The 17114-nt window shown below is 68.7% G+C and carries 17 protein-coding genes; 6 read left to right on the forward strand and 11 right to left on the reverse strand.

Features of this window, described 5'->3' with window-relative positions; all coding sequences use genetic code 11:
- Positions 1 to 37: 37 nt before the first annotated feature.
- From DFO65_RS04895 to DFO65_RS04905, 3 genes are all read right to left on the reverse strand, one after another.
- Positions 38 to 1834 (reverse strand): acetyl/propionyl/methylcrotonyl-CoA carboxylase subunit alpha, encoded by a 1797-nt coding sequence (locus tag DFO65_RS04895; protein WP_113903306.1) that lies wholly within the window; start codon positions 1832 to 1834, stop codon positions 38 to 40.
- A gap of 127 nt (positions 1835 to 1961) precedes the next feature.
- Entirely contained in the window at positions 1962 to 2660 is a 699-nt protein-coding gene (locus DFO65_RS04900; RefSeq protein WP_113903307.1) for a Maf family protein, read from the reverse strand.
- On the reverse strand, positions 2657 to 3664 hold the full coding sequence (locus tag DFO65_RS04905) for an SGNH/GDSL hydrolase family protein (protein ID WP_245940486.1): 1008 nt from the start codon (positions 3662 to 3664) through the stop codon (positions 2657 to 2659). Before DFO65_RS04905 ends, DFO65_RS04900 begins: the two co-directional genes overlap by 4 nt.
- Positions 3665 to 3728: 64 nt before the next feature.
- On the opposite strand from DFO65_RS04905, the gene DFO65_RS04910 reads away from it, so the two are divergent.
- The gene (locus DFO65_RS04910; protein WP_113903308.1) at positions 3729 to 5126 is read left to right on the forward strand and encodes an AI-2E family transporter; all 1398 of its coding nucleotides are present in this window, start codon (positions 3729 to 3731) and stop codon (positions 5124 to 5126) included.
- Between the two features lie 163 nt (positions 5127 to 5289).
- On the opposite strand, the gene greA is transcribed toward DFO65_RS04910, so the two are convergent.
- Both greA and DFO65_RS04920 read right to left on the reverse strand, forming a co-directional pair.
- Entirely contained in the window at positions 5290 to 5784 is a 495-nt protein-coding gene (gene greA, locus DFO65_RS04915) for a transcription elongation factor GreA (RefSeq protein ID WP_113903309.1), read from the reverse strand.
- 277 nt (positions 5785 to 6061) lie between these two features.
- Entirely contained in the window at positions 6062 to 6487 is a 426-nt protein-coding gene (locus DFO65_RS04920) for a DUF4307 domain-containing protein (protein ID WP_181778627.1), read from the reverse strand.
- Between the two features lie 114 nt (positions 6488 to 6601).
- On the opposite strand from DFO65_RS04920, the gene mca reads away from it, so the two are divergent.
- Complete coding sequence (gene mca / locus DFO65_RS04925; RefSeq protein ID WP_113903311.1) at positions 6602 to 7588, forward strand: mycothiol conjugate amidase Mca; 987 nt, start codon at positions 6602 to 6604, stop codon at positions 7586 to 7588.
- A complete protein-coding gene (locus DFO65_RS17265; RefSeq protein ID WP_245940487.1) occupies positions 7585 to 7989 on the forward strand; it encodes a hypothetical protein in 405 nt (134 codons plus the stop codon). Before mca ends, DFO65_RS17265 begins: the two co-directional genes overlap by 4 nt.
- 3 nt (positions 7990 to 7992) lie before the next feature.
- On the opposite strand, the gene trhA is transcribed toward DFO65_RS17265, so the two are convergent.
- Positions 7993 to 8748 (reverse strand): PAQR family membrane homeostasis protein TrhA, encoded by a 756-nt coding sequence (trhA, locus tag DFO65_RS04935; RefSeq protein ID WP_113903312.1) that lies wholly within the window; start codon positions 8746 to 8748, stop codon positions 7993 to 7995.
- A 262-nt stretch (positions 8749 to 9010) separates the two neighbouring features.
- On the opposite strand from trhA, the gene DFO65_RS04940 reads away from it, so the two are divergent.
- Together DFO65_RS04940 and phoH2 are read left to right on the forward strand one after the other, a co-directional pair.
- Positions 9011 to 9772 (forward strand): isoprenyl transferase, encoded by a 762-nt coding sequence (locus DFO65_RS04940; protein ID WP_281268748.1) that lies wholly within the window; start codon positions 9011 to 9013, stop codon positions 9770 to 9772.
- 264 nt (positions 9773 to 10036) lie between these two features.
- The gene (phoH2, locus tag DFO65_RS04945) at positions 10037 to 11338 is read left to right on the forward strand and encodes an RNA 5'-3' helicase PhoH2 (protein ID WP_113903313.1); all 1302 of its coding nucleotides are present in this window, start codon (positions 10037 to 10039) and stop codon (positions 11336 to 11338) included.
- Between the two features lie 135 nt (positions 11339 to 11473).
- Here the strand turns inward: phoH2 and DFO65_RS04950 are convergent, their stop codons facing one another.
- The 3 genes from DFO65_RS04950 to glpX all read right to left on the reverse strand — a co-directional run bounded on the left by DFO65_RS04950 (position 11474) and on the right by glpX (position 14817).
- Positions 11474 to 12877: a class II fumarate hydratase gene (locus DFO65_RS04950; RefSeq protein ID WP_113903314.1), complete on the reverse strand. Its 1404-nt coding sequence runs from the start codon at positions 12875 to 12877 to the stop codon at positions 11474 to 11476.
- Positions 12878 to 12942: 65 nt separating this feature from the next.
- Entirely contained in the window at positions 12943 to 13569 is a 627-nt protein-coding gene (locus DFO65_RS04955) for a carbonic anhydrase (protein ID WP_113903315.1), read from the reverse strand.
- A gap of 123 nt (positions 13570 to 13692) precedes the next feature.
- The gene (gene glpX, locus DFO65_RS04960) at positions 13693 to 14817 is read right to left on the reverse strand and encodes a class II fructose-bisphosphatase (RefSeq protein WP_220151238.1); all 1125 of its coding nucleotides are present in this window, start codon (positions 14815 to 14817) and stop codon (positions 13693 to 13695) included.
- Between the two features lie 115 nt (positions 14818 to 14932).
- Between glpX and DFO65_RS04965 the strand changes: the two genes are divergently transcribed.
- The gene (locus DFO65_RS04965) at positions 14933 to 15514 is read left to right on the forward strand and encodes a DUF4245 family protein (RefSeq protein WP_245940488.1); all 582 of its coding nucleotides are present in this window, start codon (positions 14933 to 14935) and stop codon (positions 15512 to 15514) included.
- A 3-nt stretch (positions 15515 to 15517) separates the two neighbouring features.
- Here the strand turns inward: DFO65_RS04965 and DFO65_RS04970 are convergent, their stop codons facing one another.
- Both DFO65_RS04970 and xseA read right to left on the reverse strand, forming a co-directional pair.
- A complete protein-coding gene (locus DFO65_RS04970) occupies positions 15518 to 15745 on the reverse strand; it encodes an exodeoxyribonuclease VII small subunit (RefSeq protein WP_113903318.1) in 228 nt (75 codons plus the stop codon).
- Positions 15738 to 17060 carry an exodeoxyribonuclease VII large subunit gene (gene xseA / locus DFO65_RS04975; RefSeq protein WP_113903319.1) on the reverse strand — a complete coding sequence of 441 codons (1323 nt, stop codon included), beginning with the start codon at positions 17058 to 17060 and terminating at the stop codon, positions 15738 to 15740. The genes DFO65_RS04970 and xseA overlap by 8 nt, the downstream gene beginning before the upstream one ends.
- Positions 17061 to 17114 lie beyond the last annotated feature (54 nt).

The raw sequence follows: 17114 nt of genomic DNA on the forward strand, positions 1-17114 counted from the left end.
ATCACAGGCGCTCACACCTGAGCGCTCGGACGTGCGCTCAGGCGGAGAAGCGGACCAGGGGCTCACCGGCCTTGACCGACGAGCCTGCCTCCACGAGCACCTCGGCGACGGTGCCGGCATGACCGGCCTTGAGGGGCTGCTCCATCTTCATCGCCTCGATGACGGCCAGGGTGTCCCCGGCTTCGACGCTGTCACCGGGGGCGACGGCGACGGAGACGATGGTGCCCTGCATCGGGGCGTTGAGCGAGGCCGAGTCGTCGGCGACGCGGGCGCCCTTGCGGCGCAGGCTGCGCTTGCGCCTGGGCACGCTCGGGCTGGGCACATGTCCGAGGTCGGAGACGACGTCCTTGGGCACGGACACGGTCATCCGTCGCCCGTCGACCTCGACCACGACGGTGAAGCTGTCGACGCTCGTGCTCATGTGATCTCCTGGGTGTGGGGTGGCGAGCGGATTGACGAATGCGGTCTCGAGCCAGTTGGTCCAGACCTCGAAGTCCTTGGCGAACGCGTCCTCGGCGACGAGGACGCGGTGGAGGGGGAGGAGGGTCGAGACGCCCTCGATGCGGTACTCGTCGAGGGCGCGCTTGGCCCGGGCCAGCGCCTGCTCGCGATCGGCGCCGGTGACGATGAGCTTCGCGAGCATCGGGTCGAAGTCGGTGCCGACGGCGCTGCCCTCACCGATTCCCGAATCGAGGCGGACTCCCGGACCGGAGGGGGCCCGGTGGTTCTTCACGGTGCCGGTGGCGGGGAAGAAGGTCGTCGGATCCTCGGCGTTGATGCGGAACTGGATGGAGTGGCCGCGGACCTCGGGGAAGCTCTCGGGCAGGCGTTCGCCGGAGGCGATGCGCAGCTGCCAGGCCACGAGGTCGACGCCGGTGACCTCCTCGGTCACCGTGTGCTCGACCTGGATCCGCGCATTGGCCTCCATGAAGATGATCGTGCCGTCGGTGCCGAGGAGGAACTCGCACGTGGCCGCCCCGACGTAGCCGACGTGGGCGAGGACCCGGGCCGAGGCCTCGCTGACGATGCGCTCCTGCTCGGCGGAGAGGTACGGGGCCGGAGCCTCCTCGACGATCTTCTGGTTCCGGCGCTGGAGCGTGCAGTCGCGGGTGGAGAGGACGCGGACGCTGCCGTGGGAATCGGCGAGGCACTGGGTCTCGATGTGCCGCGGGCGCACGATCTGCTTCTCGATGAGGCATTCCCCGCGGCCGAACGCGGCCTGGGCCTCCCGGGTTGCCGCGGTGAAGGCGGCCTCGAGCTCGCCGGCTTCGGCGCAGGCCCGGAAGCCGCGTCCGCCGCCGCCGTGGACGGCCTTGATGACGACTGGATAGCCGATGCGCTCGGCCACCTCGGCGGCCTCGGCCAGATCCGCCACGGCTCCTGCCGAGCCGGGGGCGACGGGGGCGGAGACCGCCTCGGCGACCTCACGGGCCCCGGACTTGTCACCGAGGAGCTCGATCGCGGACGGGGGCGGACCGATCCAGGTCAGTCCCGCGTCGATGACCGCCTGGGCGAACCGGGCGTTCTCGGCCAGGTAGCCGTAGCCGGGATGGACGGCGTCGGCGCCGGAGCGGCGGGCCAGGCCGAGGATCTTGTCGATGTCGAGGTAGGTCTCCCCGGCGCCCGTGCCGTCGAGCAGCCAGGCGTCGTCGGCCAGCTGTACGAAATCGGCGTCCGAGTCCGCTCGCGTGTAGACGGCGACGGCCTTGATGCCCAGGTCGTGGGCGGCGCGGATGACCCGCAGCGCGATCTCGCCGCGGTTGGCGATGAGGACGCGGTGGACGGGGGCCGTCGGTACGCGGGTGTGGAACAGGTCGGGGAGAACTGCGGTCATGGTGCTCCTTTTGTATGATCTCCGATCAATTTAGGGACGGGCACCAAGGGATTGTAGGCAGGCGATAAAAACCGGGGTCGATGTCTTCAGTGGGGTCGGGCGTGTCGCCGTGATCGGGGTGGATGCGCTATCGGCGCGACGACCACAGGTCCGGCCAGAACAGGCCCATGTCGGTGACGAGCCGTCGGACCAGGGGCAGGCTGAGGCCGAGGACGGTGAGATGGTCGCCGTCGAGCCGGTCGACGAACGCGCCTCCGAACCCGTCGATGGTCAGCGCGCCCGCGACCCCGAAGGGCTCCTCGGTGGCGATGTAGGCCTCGAGCTCGGCCTCGCTCGGGCGACCCATGAGCACCCCGGTGGACGAGCGCGCCGAGCGCAGGTCGCGGACCTCGCACGTGCGCCGACCGGGGTCGACGTCGAGAACGGCAACGGTGTGGCCGGTGTGGAGAGTGGCCCACCGACCTGCCATGGCCGTCCACACCTCGCGGGTGCGCTCGGCGGTGCCTGGCTTGCCGACCGGCCGGCCGTCGAGTTCGAGCAGCGAATCACCGGCGATGAGGACGACGGTGCGGGCGCCGTCCGCCCCGGGGCCGGCGGCGTCCGCCTCGGCGAGGAGCTGCGGCGGCGTCCGGGTTCGGAGGGACTCGATGACCGCCCGCGCCTTCGCCTCGGACAATGCGCAGGTCAGCTCCGGGACATCGCCGGCGAAGGACGCCTCGATGGCCGCTTCGTCGACGTGGGAGACGACGATGACGGGATCGATCCCCGAGGCGGTGAGGATCTGACGACGGGCGGGGGACTGGGAGGCGAGGACGACGGGGATCATCCGGTCACCCGCTCGTCGGTGGTCGCGGGGTCGGTGCCGGCAGCGCAAGCGTCGCTGCCGGGACCACCGGGGTTCTCGGGGGCGCCGGCGTCCTCGGGTGCGGTGGCCTCGGTTGGGGTGTCGTCGGGGTCGGTCTGCTCGGCCGCGTCGGCGTACTCGGGGATGTCGAGGGTGCGATCGACGAGGACTGGGGCGTCGATGCGCTCGGCGATCGCGGCGAGGACGGTGCTCGAGAGCTGTGCGTACCCGAGCGAGCTCGGGAACCGTCCGGATCCGTTGAGCAGAGATGCCTTCGTCGTTCCGCTCAGGGACTGCGTCGCCGTCAGCGGCACGGCGTGCGCGGCCAGTGCCGCCAGCCATTGCGAACCCGCGAGGACCCGGGAGGTGCGTCGCAGGGACGTTCGCAGCGGATCGCGCAGGCCCGGCAGTCCGCCGAGGTTGGGGCAGACGAGGACGAACACCGTGTACCGGCCCTCGCGCTGCAGGCGGTTGATCGCCTGGTTGAGCACCGGGATCCCGATGGTGCCGTGGATGGGGTGGATGATGTCACCGGTGCCGATCGAGACGATGGCGAACCGGTGCGACTCGCCCTGCCTCCCCGGTGCGCGCGCGAGCAGGGCGGAGCCGAGGATCTCGTCGACCTGGGCGGGCAGATCCTCGGACAGGGCCGACGGTCGCGCCGCGGACTGCACCCGCACCGTCGTCGAGAGCATCCGTGCGAGCCCCCGGGCGATGAGGAGGGAGGGAGTGCGGGTGGGGTCGGAGACCTCGAGGCCGCACAGCCACGAATCACCGAGGATCGCGACCGCCGCCGAGTCGTTCCCGGTCCCGCCCTGCGGCGGGGCGACGGTCTCGGCGATCGCGTCGTAGTGCCGGTCGACATCGTCGTCGAAGGCCCGGCGCAGTGAGCTCGCCTGATGGCGGAGGAGTCCCACGGCCGAGGCACCGACACCCACGGCCGTCCCGGTCATGGTGGCGAGGGCGTAGAGCGTTCGCTTCCCCATAAGAATCTCCCCTTTCCCCGACATCATTGCACTGCAGCCGGCAGGGAACAACTATTGTTGAGACATGTCTGAGAACGAGAAGAAGCCTGCCGCGAACAGATTTCGGGGAGCGTGGGACACGTTCCGGCTGAGGAGGGACCAGGCCAGGACGCCTGCGCAGACCGACCGGTACGGCGATCTGCACCTGACCGCCGAGGAGATCGCCCGGATCCGTGCCGAGGCCGAGGCCGAGCCCTATGTCTCGCCGGGACTCAAGACCGCGGCGGCCTGGTCATGGCGCTCGATCGTCGTGCTCGTCGGCATCGGCGTCGCCCTGTGGCTGCTGTCCCAGGTCTCCGACGTCCTGCTGCCCGCCCTCATCGCCCTGCTGCTGGCGGCACTGCTGGCACCGCTGACCGGGTGGCTGGCGCGGAGGGGAGCGCCGCAGGCGCTGGCCGCCGCAGCCAGCTTCGTCGGGTTCATCGTCGTCGTCGTGGGGCTGCTCATCCTCGTCGGTCAGCAGATCTACTCCGGGATGCCCGAACTCGTGTCCCAGGTCATCACCGGCTTCTCCGCGATCAGCGCCTGGTTGGCGAACAACCCCTTCGGGATCGACTCCTCGACGGTGTCGGCCTACATCGACGAGATGATCACGACCGCGACGAGCTGGCTGCAGACCAACAGCAGTCAGCTCCTCGGCGGGGCGTGGAGGGCGACGTCGTCGGTCGGCTCCTTCCTCACCGGCGCCGTGCTGTGCCTGTTCACGACCTTCTTCTTCCTCTACGACGGGAAGAAGATCTTCAAGTGGATGATCAATCTCCTGCCCATCCCCGCCCAGAGGACGGCAGAAGGCGCGGCCCTGCGCGGATGGAGGACCCTCGTGCAGTACGTGCGCTCCCAGATCCTCGTCGCCGGCATCGATGCGATCGGCATCGGAATCGGCGCCGCGATCCTCGGGGTGCCGCTCGTCGTCCCTCTGACGGTGCTCGTGTTCCTGTCCTCGTTCATCCCCGTCGTCGGTGCGATCGCCTCGGGAGTCATCGCGGTGCTCGTCGCCCTCGTGTCCAACGGCTTCGCCAGCGCGATCATCATGCTGATCATCGTCATCGCCGTGCAGCAGATCGAGAGCCAGGTCCTCCAGCCGTTCATCATGGGCAAGGCGGTCTCGGTGCACCCGCTGGCCGTCGTGCTCGGAGTCGCTGCGGGTGCCTTCCTGTTCGGGATCGTCGGTGCCCTGTTCGCCGTTCCGCTCATCGCCGTGCTCAACACGGTGGTCGGCCACATCGTGCGCTCGAACGGTCCTCGGCCGGGATTCGATCCCGACGACCCGGAGACGGCGGCGAACGAGGCCGAGGCCTCCGAGAGCCCCTCCGAATCGGCCGATCCTCAGGCCGACGACAGCCCGGAGGTCCCGGCTCCCGGGGCGGGCGGAATGGACGGCACCGGTGAGGTCCGCGTCGAGAAGGATTCTCGTCGAGGCTGAGCCCACGGCGGCCTCGACCGATGGACGGATATGACGAGGGCGGGTGCCGCGGCACCCGCCCTCGTCGTGTCTCTCCTCGCCCGGATCCGGTCATCGGCCTCCCAGTGCCGGAGTCAGCGGCAGCGGGAGGCCCTCCGTGGCCGACGCCTCGGGGCAGACGAGATCAGGCCGCGAAGGGTTCGATCTTGACGACCTCGACGCTGATCTCCTTGCCGTTGGGCGCTTCGTAGCTCGTCTTCTCTCCCACGGACACACCCAGCACGGCGGCACCGAGCGGGGACTTCTCGGAGAAGACGTCGATGTCGGAATCACCGGCGATCTCACGGCTGCCGAGGAGGAAGCGCATCTCGTTCCCCGCGACCTTGGCGGTGACGACGGTTCCCGGGGAGACAGTCTTGCCGTCGCTCTCGCTCGACCCGACCTTCGCCGACCGCAGCAGCTGCTCGAGCTGACGGATGCGAGCCTCCTGCTTGCCCTGCTCCTCGCGGGCAGCGTGGTAGCCGCCGTTCTCCTTCAAGTCACCCTCGTCGCGGGCGGCTTCGATCTTCTCGGCGATCTCCGCTCGGCCCGGCCCGGAGAGGTATTCGAGTTCCTTCGACAGGCGATCGAAGGCCTCCTGGGTCAACCATGTGGTCTCCTGGGCGACGTCCTCAGTCATGACTTCTCCTTGATCGGTCCGGTGCGCTGACTCAACGCGTCAGACAACGAAAATCCGGGCGTTGGGGCACGCCCGGATGGTGAATGAAACTACAGTTTAGCCCATTCGCTCGCAAAGACAATGACGCACGTCACTTCACGGACGGTGTGCGCGCACAGCCGCCGAGGCGCGTGCCACGGTCCGCACGACCGCTGTCGGAAACGCTGTCCGCATCCGGCAGACCGTGCGCCGGGAGCGCTTCACCGCCGAAGCCTGCGGCCCCCGGCGAGCCGCCAGGCTACTCGAACCAGCAGGTGTCGACGTGGCCGGAGGAGGCGAGCTGCGTCGTGGAGAGGTCCACCTCGAGGGCCTTCGGAGTGTTCGGATCCGCGTCGGGATCGGCCGGCACCGTCACCTCGGTGAAGCCGACGACCGCCTCGAAGTCGTTCGTCGCCTGCACAGTGCAGTGCACGTCACGCTCCCGATCGGGAAATATCGCCACGGTCACGAGTGTTGAGGAAGAGTCGACGACGGAATAGCTGAGGGTCCGGGGAGTGGATGGGGTGCTCTGCGGACGGAATGCCGCGAAGGCGATGACGACGACCACGGCGACGAGGACGATTCCGGCGAGAACCATCGCGCGGGGGCTCAGGCGGCGCTTGGGTTCGCGGGTCCGCCCGTATCGGTTCTCATGCAGTGGTCTCTCCACCGTTGCCTCTGTCATCGGATTCCTCATCTGTGAACGTCGCGCACTAACCTAGAGTAGTCGATCCGTGTTCCGCGGGCATTCCCGCGTCGAGGACGGATCGTGACCGGACCGAATCGAAAGGGACATTCAATGACTTCGCTTCCGTACCATGGGCTGCGCCTCCTCGCGGTCCATGCACACCCCGACGACGAATCCTCGAAGGGTGCGGCGACGACGGCGAAGTATGCCTCCCTGGGTGCCCGTGTGCTCATCGCCACCATGACCGGCGGCGAGGCCGGCGACATCCTCAACCCGGCGCTGCTGCAGAGTCCGAAGGCGTCACGGGACATCGCCGGTCTGCGGCGCGAGGAGATGGCCGCCGCGGCCGCGGCGCTCGGTGCCGAGCACGTGTGGGTCGGCCACGTCGACTCGGGTCTGCCCGACGGCGACTTCGACACCCAGACGCCGCCCGGGTGCTTCTACCGGGTTCCCGACGAGATCGCGATGCTCCCCCTGGTCCACATCATCCGCAGCTTCCGTCCGCAGGTCGTGACGACGTACGACGAACTGGGCGGATACCCGCACCCGGATCACATCAAGAACCACGACGTGACGATGGCGGCGGTGGCCGCCGCGGCGGATTCCGCCGCGCACCCCGAACTCGGCGAGCCCTGGCAGGTGCAGAAGGTCTACTTCAACCAGGACCTGTCGGCGCGCAAGTGGATCACGATCCACGAGAAGATGACCGAGGCCGGACTCGAATCGCCGTTCGCCGAGCACCTCGACGATTTCCGCAAGCGCGACGCCGAGCGCACCAACTGGCTGAGCACCCGGATCGACTGCGCGGACTTCTTCCCCGCCAGGGACCGGGCACTGCTGTCCCACGCGACGCAGATCGACCCCAACGGCGGGTTCTTCTCGGCCTCGCGGAAGGCGGCCCGGACGTACTGGCCCACCGAGGAGTTCGAGATCGCCGTCGACAACACCGGCCGCGAACCGCTGGCCCCGGGCGTCGACTTCCAGGAGACCGACCTCTTCGCCTCGGTGACCTTCGACGACGGCCGGATGGTCCCCACCGAGGGCATGCTTCCTCCCTCGGAGGCCCGCGACGAGTCGATGGCGGGGGAGCGCGCATGATCCTCGCACAGACACCGGCTCCGACGGGCGCACCCGATCCCGATCTCGTCACGCCCGGCACGATCGGGTTCCTCGTCACGCTCTTCATCGTCATCCTCGTCATCTTCCTCATCCGGGACGCGCTCAAGCGGGTCCGGCGGGTGCGAGCGCGCTCGGCGGCCAGCGACGCCTATCCGATTCCGCTGCGCAAGCACGCGGTGCCCAACCAGTCGAAGCTCTCCGGTGCGAAGGCGCCCGAGGACGAGACGACGGCTGCGCCGGGTCGCGCCTCGGATGCGCGGCAGACCCCGGACGGTGGAACGGATGTGCCGCGGACCCGGGACAGCGGTCCAAGCTCAGCGGAAGCCGACGACCGGGGCACGGGCGGCGAGGGTCCCGGAGCCGGTGCGCAGGACCGCTGACACTCAGTAGGCGGCGGCGGCCGCGACGAGCAGCGCGGCGAGGTGGCAGCCGTAGCCGCAGATCGTGAGGATGTGGAAGATCTCGTGGAAGCCGAGCCACGTCGGCGACGGGTTCGGCTTCTTGATCCCGTAGATCACCGCCCCGGCGATGTAGCAGATGCCGCCGGCGACGATGAGCATCCCGACGGCCGGGATCGACGCCCACATCTGGGGGATGTAGCCGACGCCGGCGACGCCGAAGCCCACATAGACGGGGACGAAGAGCCACCTCGGCGCGGTGATGAAGATCGTGCGGAACGCCACCCCCAGCGCCGCGGCACCCCAGAGCACCGAGAGCAGGAGGATCGCCTGGTCCCTCTCGAGCATGAGGACCGCCAAGGGTGTGTAGGTCCCGGCGGTGATGAGGAAGATGTTCGCGTGGTCGAGGCGGCGGAGGATGAGCCGGGCTCGGCTGCGCCAGCGCCCGCGATGGTAGACGGCCGAGGTGCCGAAGAGCAGCATCCCGGTGACGGCGAAGACCGCAGCGGCGATGCGGGAGCCGATCGTCGGGGAGATGATGACCAGGGCCAGTCCGCCGAACATCGCCAGCGGGAAGGCACCGGCATGGAACCAGCCGCGCAGCCTCGGCTTGACCTGGCCGGCGAGCTTGCTCAGCTCCAGACGCAGGGCCGAGCGACGGCGCGCGGCTCGCGCTCGGCCCTCGGCGCGAACCCCGGTCCCCGTCGTCCCGGGCGAGGTCTGTTCAGCAGGTGCGTTCATGACTCCACGTTACCCGGCGCGGCTGGCAACTCATTGACTGCGCCGTGTGCCCATGGTGACCGACCCATCCCAGGTGAGGAGGGTCACAGCCCGGGTTCTGCGGATCGGTGTCCGGGCTGGGCAGGCTCTTCGAGGCCGGGGAGTCGCAGCCGTGTCGACCGTGGTCGAGAGAGTAACCTTGGAGGAGTCCGGTGAGCCCGAGGCGGCGGCATCCTGCCCGGTCCGCTCACCGATGGGACAGTGCGAAGCGAAAGAGGACAGTGTGGCGCGACCGGTGAGCCTGCTCTACCGTCTCTACGAGAGGCGGCTCCTGCGCGAGCTCGACGGCTCGGTTCCCGTGCCCCGTCACGTCGGCGTCATCACCGACGGCAACCGGAGGTGGGCGAAGGAGTTCGGCGCGACCACCGCCGACGGCCATCGGGCAGGGGCGGAGAAGATCGTCGAGTTCCTGGGCTGGTGCCACGAGGTCGATGTCGAGATCGTCACCCTCTACGTCCTGTCCAAGGAGAACCTCGCCCGGTCGCCCGAGGAGGTCGAGGTCCTCATCGAGATCATCTCCGACATGGTCGAGAAGATCGCCGAGCTCGACGGAGTGCGGGTGCAGCTGGTCGGCGACCTCGACGTGCTGCCGGCCGATCTCCGGGCGCGACTGGAGGCGGCGGCGTCGACGGGTGAGAGCGGAATGCGGGTGAATGTCGCCGTCGGCTACGGGGGACGGCAGGAGATCGTCAACGCCGTGAAGTCGCTGCTGCGCACCCGCGCCGCCGAGGGCGCCGACCTCGAGACGATCATCTCCGAGCTCTCGCCGCAGCAGATCGGCGAGCATCTCTACACGAAGGGCCAGCCCGACCCCGACCTCATCATCCGCTCCTCCGGGGAGCAGCGTCTGTCCGGTTTCCTCATGTGGCAGAGCGCGTACTCCGAGTTCTACTTCTGCGAAGCCTACTGGCCGGACTTCCGGCGCACCGACTTCCTCCGCGCCGTGCGCGCCTACGGGCTGCGCCAGCGCCGTTTCGGCAGGTGAGCCGCGAGCGCCGGCGGATCTGCGCCGCCCTCGGCGCCGTGACGAGGTGGTGCCGGCAGTCGCGAGGAGGCCGGCGACGATTCGGCAGGCGAGCCGCCGGAGGCGTTCACCCGGAGTTCAGGCTCTCGCCGCCGAGGAAGTGCGCGTGCCGGGACCGATCAGGCGGCATTGTCCGATAGGTTGGCAGTAGTTGGTCGACACCAACCCGAGGTCGTGGGATCTCAGGACTCGCACCTCGGCGGAACTCACGCCACAGGGGTCCCCATGGCCGTTCACACCTACGTTCTCGACACCTCGGTGCTGCTCTCGGATCCGGGAGCGCTGCTGAGGTTCGACGAACACCACATCGTCATCCCTCTCGTCGTCGTCTCGGAGCTCGAGGCCAAGCGCAACCACCCGGAGCTCGGGTTCACCGCGCGCAAAGCGCTCCACATCCTCGACGACTTCCGCTCCGAGTACGACAGGCTCGACGAGCCGATCCCCGTGGGCGACTCCGGTGGCACCCTCCAGGTCGAGATCAACCACATCGACTCCTCGACGATGCCGGTGGGCTTCGACCGGACCGAGAACGACACCCGCATCCTCGCCGTCGCCCGGAACCTCGCGGCGGAGGGCCACGACGTCATCGTCGTGACCAAGGACGTGCCGATGCGGGTCAAGGCCTCCGCCCTGGGACTGCGCGCCGAGGAGTACCTGGCCGAGCTGGCGACCGACTCGGGATTCACCGGGATGAGCGAGCTCGCCCTCGGCGACGAGGAGATGGCGCAGTTCTACGACACGGGCAGCGTGGTCACCGACGCCGTGTCCGACGAGGTGGTCAACACCGGGGTCGTCATCACCTCGCCGCGGGGGTCGGCACTGGGACGGGTGCATCCGAACAACACGGTCCGGCTCGTGCGCGGGGACCGAGACGTCTTCGGCGTCCACGGCCGGTCCGCGGAGCAGCGGGTGGCCATCGACATGCTCCTCGACGACGCTCTGGGGATCGTGTCCCTGGGAGGTCGGGCCGGGACGGGGAAGTCCGCGCTCGCCCTCATGGCGGGGCTGCAGAAGGCGCTCGAGGAGAACAGGCACTCCAAGATCATGGTGTTCCGTCCGATCTACGCCGTCGGCGGTCAGAACCTCGGCTACCTGCCCGGCAGCGAGGGGGAGAAGATGAACCCGTGGGCGGAGGCCGTGTTCGACACCCTGAGCGCCCTGGTCAGCAAGAACGTCATCGACGAGGTGGTCAACAGGGGAATCCTCGAGGTCCTTCCGCTCACCCACATCCGCGGTCGCTCGCTCCACGATGCCTTCGTCATCGTCGACGAGGCGCAGTCACTCGAGCGCAACGTCCTGCTCACGGTGCTCTCGCGGATCGGGATGAACTCGAAGGTCGTGCTCACCCATGACGTGGCCCAGCGCGACAACCTCCGGGTGGGCCGCCATGACGGGGTCGCCGCGGTCATCGAGAAGCTCAAGGGCCACGGCCTCTTCGCCCATGTCACCCTCACCCGCTCCGAGCGCTCGGAGATCGCGGCCCTGGTCACGGACGTGCTCGAGGAGTTCGATCCGTTCCGGACCTGAGCACAGCCGACGGTGCCCCCTGGGCCGAGGGCTCACCGGCCGAGGGGGCGCCGATCCGCCGAGAGACGACTGATCCGCCGAGGGCGCACTTCGTGAAGTGCACCCTCGGCGGATCGGTCCAGGCTCGGGGTGGTCCTACCTGTAGCTGCCGATCATCGTGGTCACGTCGAGGGCCTTGTCGAGATCCGCCTCGGTGATCGATCCGTTCTCGACGAAGCCGAGGTCGATCGTTGCCTCCTTGACTGTCATCTTGTTGGCCACCGCGTGCTTGGCGATCTTCGCGGCCGCCTCGTAGCCGATGACCTTGTTGAGGGGCGTGACGATGGAGGGGCTCGCCTCGGCGAGGAAGCGGGCGCGCTCCTCGTTGGCGGCCAGGCCGTTGATCATCTTCTCCGCCATGACCCTCGACGAATTGGCGAGCAGGCGGATCGACTCGAGGAGGTTCGACGCCATCACCGGGATGCCGACGTTGAGCTCGAAGGCGCCATTGGTCGAGGACAGCGCGACGGTCGTGTCGTTGCCGATCACCTGGGCCGCGACCTGGATGGTGGCCTCGCAGATGACCGGGTTGACCTTGCCGGGCATGATCGAGGAGCCGGGCTGGAGATCGGGGATGGCGATCTCGCCGAGGCCGGTGTTCGGTCCCGAGCCCATCCACCGCAGGTCGTTGCAGATCTTCATGTAGCCGTAGGCGATCGTGCGCAGCTGACCGGAGACCTCGATGAGCCCGTCGCGGTTGGCCTGGGCCTCGAAGTGGTTGCGCGCCTCGGTGATGGGCAGGCCGGTCTCCTCGGCGAGGATCTCGATGACGCGGGCGGAGAATCCCTCAGGGGTGTTGATGCCGGTGCCGACGGCGGTGCCGCCGAGGGGCACTTCGGCAACGCGGGGCAGAGAGGCCTCGATGCGTTCGATGCCGTAGCGGACGGTCGCCGCGTATCCGCCGAACTCCTGGCCCAGTGTCACCGGGGTCGCGTCCATCAGGTGGGTGCGCCCGGACTTGACGACGGAGGAGAACTCCTCGGCCTTCTTCTCGAGCGAGGCGGCCAGGGTCTCCATGGCCGGGATGAGCGTCGACACGAGGGCCTTCGTCACGGCCACGTGCACCGAGGTGGGGAAGACGTCGTTCGAGGACTGGGAGGCGTTGACGTGGTCGTTGGGGTGGACGTCGACTCCCGCGGACTCCAGGGCGCGGCTGGCCAGGGAGGCGAGGACCTCGTTGGTGTTCATGTTCGACGAGGTGCCCGAACCGGTCTGGAAGACGTCGATCGGGAAGTGGGAGTCGTACTCGCCGGAGATGACGGCGTCGGCGGCCTCCTGGATCGCCTGTGCGCGCTGCTCGTCGAGGACGCCGAGTTCGGCGTTCGCCTTCGCGGCGGCTTTCTTCACCTGGGCGAGTGCCGCGACGTGCGCGGACTCGAGCGTCTTGCCCGAGATCGGGAAGTTCTCCACGGCCCGCTGCGTCTGGGCCCGGTAGAGGGCGTCCTTGGGAACCTTCACTTCTCCCATGGTGTCGTGCTCGATGCGAAACTCTTCGCTCATGGTCTTCCTTTCGACAAGGTTGCGGGTTCTGCGGCCCAGCTTGACCGCTGCGGTGCTGACCGGCCTCAGGAGGCGATGGTCGAGACGTCTGAGTCCTCGCCGCCGTGGCGGGCGACGACCGTGATCCGGCCGTCGTGGAGCTGGTAGGTGAGGCCGACGATGATCAGCCTGCCCTCCTCGACGGCGGTGGAGATGATCGAGGACAGCTGCATGATCTTGTCGGTGACGTCGATCGTGTTCTGGGCCACGGTGGCGTTGACCGTCGCGCGGCCGTTGCGGCGGGCGCGGGCCACCGTGGGAAGGAGCCTGGCCACGACGTCGGAGATGAACCCCGGCGGGGTCTCTCCCGAGTCGTAGGAGTTGACCGCAGCGGTGACGGCGCCGCAACTGTCGTGCCCGAGCACGACGAGCATGGGGGTGCCGAGGACCTCGACCCCGTACTCGAGGGAGCCCAGGGTCACCGGATCGATGACCTGCCCTGCGTTGCGGACGACGAACATGTCGCCGAGGCCGACGTCGAAGATCATCTCGGCGGCGACCCGGGAGTCCGAGCAGCCGAAGAGGGTGACGAACGGGGTCTGCGACTCGGACAGCGACTCGCGCCGAGCCGTGTCCTGATTGGGGTGCTGCGGCTCACCGCTGACGAAGCGCTGATTTCCTGCCATCAATCGTTCCCAGGCCTGATGCGGCATGCGGGCACCTTCTTCCGTGATGCGGGTGGATTGTCGGTGGATGCGCCGTGGCGGCGCAGGGGAGGTCGTGCTGGTGCGATGACCGGGAGAGGGGTAGGGGCACCGAGGCGGTGCACGGGCGGCTCAGACGAGACCGCGGCGAGCGGCCTCCTCGGCGGCCTCGACGTAGGAGCGCGTCTTCTCGACCTGGTGCTCGGCGAACACCGAGCGCACCGTGCCCGACTTCGAGCGCATGACCAGGGAGTGCGTCGTCACGTGTCCGCCCTGGAACTTCACTCCGTCGAGCAGGTCGCCGTTGGTGATCCCCGTCGCGACGAAGTAGCTGTTGTCTCCGGTGACGAGGTCCTCGGTGTTGAGCACCTGGTCGACGTCGAGGCCGGCCTTCGCGGCGGCTTCGCGCTCGGCGTCGTCCTGCGGCCACAGCCGGCCCTGGATGACCCCGCCGAGGGCCTTGATGGCGCAGGCGGTGATGATGCCCTCCGGGGTTCCGCCGATGCCCATGAGCATGTCGACGCCGGTTCCCTGCCGGCACGCGGCGATCGCTCCGGCGACATCGCCGTCCGTGATGAGCCTGATGCGGGCTCCGGCAGCGCGGATCTCCTCGATCATCTTCTCGTGGCGCGGGCGATCGAGGATCATCACCGTCACCGAGGCGGGATCGGTGTTGCCCTTGGCCTTGGCCACGCGACGGATGTTCTCCGCCGTCGGCAGGCGCAGATCGACCGCGTCGGCGGCCGCAGGCCCGGTGACGAGCTTCTCCATGTAGAACACGGCGGACGGGTCGTACATCGCGCCGTCTTCCGTGACGGCCATGACGGAGATCGCGTTGGGCATGCCGAGGGCGGTCAGCCGGGTGCCGTCGATCGGGTCGACGGCGACATCGCAGTGGGGGCCCTCGCCGTCTCCGACGCGTTCGCCGTTGAAGAGCATGGGAGCTTCGTCCTTCTCTCCCTCACCGATGACGACGGTGCCCGACATCCGGACCGAGGAGATGACGTTGCGCATCGCGGCCACCGCGGCGCCGTCGGCGGCGTTCTTGTCCCCGCGCCCGACCCAGGGGGCGGCGGCGATGGCGGCGGCTTCCGTGACGCGCACGAGTTCGAGCGCCAGGTTGCGGTCGGGGGCATCCTCTCCGACCTGGGCCTGCTGCGACCATGAATCGGTCACTGCGACGGGGGGAGCGGCGGCGTCGACGCGACCCCGGTCGTGATGAGATTTGGCTTCAGCGGATTCCTGTGAGTCACTCATGACACCAATTGTGCCACCCCGTCGCCGACTTCCCGACAGCGGTCTCGCGCACTCGGGCGCCGATGCGGACGCGGGGGATTTGGCCCTCTCGTGCGCCGAGAGGACAATTGGGAGCGTGAATGCTCAAGCACAGCCCGAATCCAGCGCCATCCTTCCCGGCTCCCGGGAGGAGATGCGAGTTCTGCGGAAGAACTCGAACTGGGTCAACATGATGATCGCGATCCTCGCCTGCTTCGCCGTCGTCGTCGGGGCTCTGCTCATGGCTCCGCAGCCCGAGGTCGAGACCGAACGCGTCGTCGACTACCAGGCGATCGCACAGCAGGCGCAGGGGAGCGCCGACTTCGATCTCATCGTTCCCGAGATCCCCCCGGGCTGGTCCTCCAATGAAGCGAGCCTCGGACAGGTCGGCGATTCCGAGCACACGTCCTGGTACATGTCGTTCATCGGCGCGGAGCAGCAGTGGGTGAGCATCGAGCAGGCCGCGGCCTCGCAGAAGTGGGCCGAGAACCAGGTCGGTGATGCCGTCCCCGCCGAGACCGCGACCGTGGGCGGCGCCCGGTTCCAGGTCTACCGTGCCGAAGACGGCAGGGAGCACTGGGTGACCTCGCACGACGACATGTACGTCGTCCTGTCGGCCACTGCGCTGCCGGAGACAGTCGACGGCTTCGCGCAGCAGATCGCCGACCAGCTGCGCTGACCCTCACTCCTCGTCGTCGGAGGACTCCGCCCGAGCGCGGTCGAGGCGCTCGCGGGCGCCGTTGAGCCACGCCTGACAGCGATCGGCCAGCGACTCTCCCCGCTCCCACAGGGCCAGGGACTCCTCGAGCGGAAGGTTGCCGGTCTCGAGCCGCTTGACGATCATCACGAGCTCCTCGCGCGCCTGCTCGTAGCTGAGGGTGCTGATGTCGGTCTGGGTCTGTTCAGTCATTGTCCTCGTCCTCCGGAGTGGGGTGGGTGTGGTGTTCGGTCTGGATGGTGCTGACCTCGGCGTCGAATCGGCCGCGGGCGACGCGCACGTGCACGGTGGCTCCGACTCTCACCTCGGCGGCGTCCCTGATCGCCTGCCCGGCGTCGGACTGCACCACGGCGTAGCCGCGTTCGAGGGTGCGCAGCGGAGACAGGGATCTCGCCTGGGACCGCAGGTAGCTGATCTCCTTCTCGCCGTGGATGACGAGTCCGGTCGCGGCCTGCAGACTGCGGCGTCTGATCATCGCCAGTTCGTCCTCGCGGGCCGTGACCATGGTCTGGGGCTCGGCGAGGACCGGGCGCGAACGCACGGCGGTGAGCATCTCCTGCTCACGGTCGATGATCCGATTGACCGCGGCATCGAGTTCCGCGCGCACGCGCAGCAGATTCATCGTCTCCTCGGCGACATCGGGAACGATCCGCTTGGCCGCGTCGGTCGGCGTCGAGGCACGAAGATCGGCGACCTCGTCGAGGATGGGCCGGTCGGCCTCGTGCCCGATCGCGGAGACGACAGGGGTCTGGGCGTTCGACACGGCCCGGACGAGGGCTTCGTTGGAGAACGGCAGCAGGTCCTCCATGCTGCCGCCCCCGCGAGCGATGACGATGACGTCGATGGCCGGGTCGGCGTCGAGCTCGGCGAGGTTCCTCATCACTCCGGGCACCGCGTCGGGTCCCTGGACGGCGCAGTTGCGGATCTCGAACTCGGCGGCCGGCCAGCGCAGGTGGACGTTGCGCACGACGTCCTTCTGGGCATCGGAGTCCCGCCCGGTGATGAGGCCGATCCGGTTGGGCAGGAACGGAAGGCGGCGCTTCCGGGCGGGATCGAACAGGCCCTCGGCCGCGAGCTGCTTCCTCAGCCGCTCGAGCCTGGCCAGCAGCTCGCCGAGCCCGACGGCCCGGATGTCGTTGGCCCGCATCGTCAGTCGTCCGGTCTTCGTCCAGAAGTCGGCCTTGAGGTTCGCCACGACGTGGCTGCCCTCGGTCAGCGGGGCCCCGGTGCGATCGAGGACGTTCTTCCAGATCTGGACGGGAAGGGACATCTCGACGTCGGTGTCGCGCAGGGTGAGGTAGCTGGCCTTGCCGCGATGGTTGAGTTCGACGACCTGCCCTTCGATCCACACGCTCGACATCCGGTCGATGTAGGACTTCATCTTCTGCGACAGCAGGCTCAGCGGCCAGGGGTTCTCCGCGGTCGTCTCGGCGGCGGTGGCGGCCAGTTCCCGCGGCGCGACCGATTCGCCGAGGGTTCCGGGAGTGCCGGAGATGCGTTGGGCCATGCGATTCCTCCTTGTGCTGGTCCCACCCTAGCGAACGCCACGGACGCCGGCCGC

Origin of the sequence: Brevibacterium sanguinis (assembly GCF_003315415.1) — a bacterium.
In the GTDB taxonomy this organism is placed as follows: Bacteria; Actinomycetota; Actinomycetes; order Actinomycetales; family Brevibacteriaceae; genus Brevibacterium; species Brevibacterium celere_A.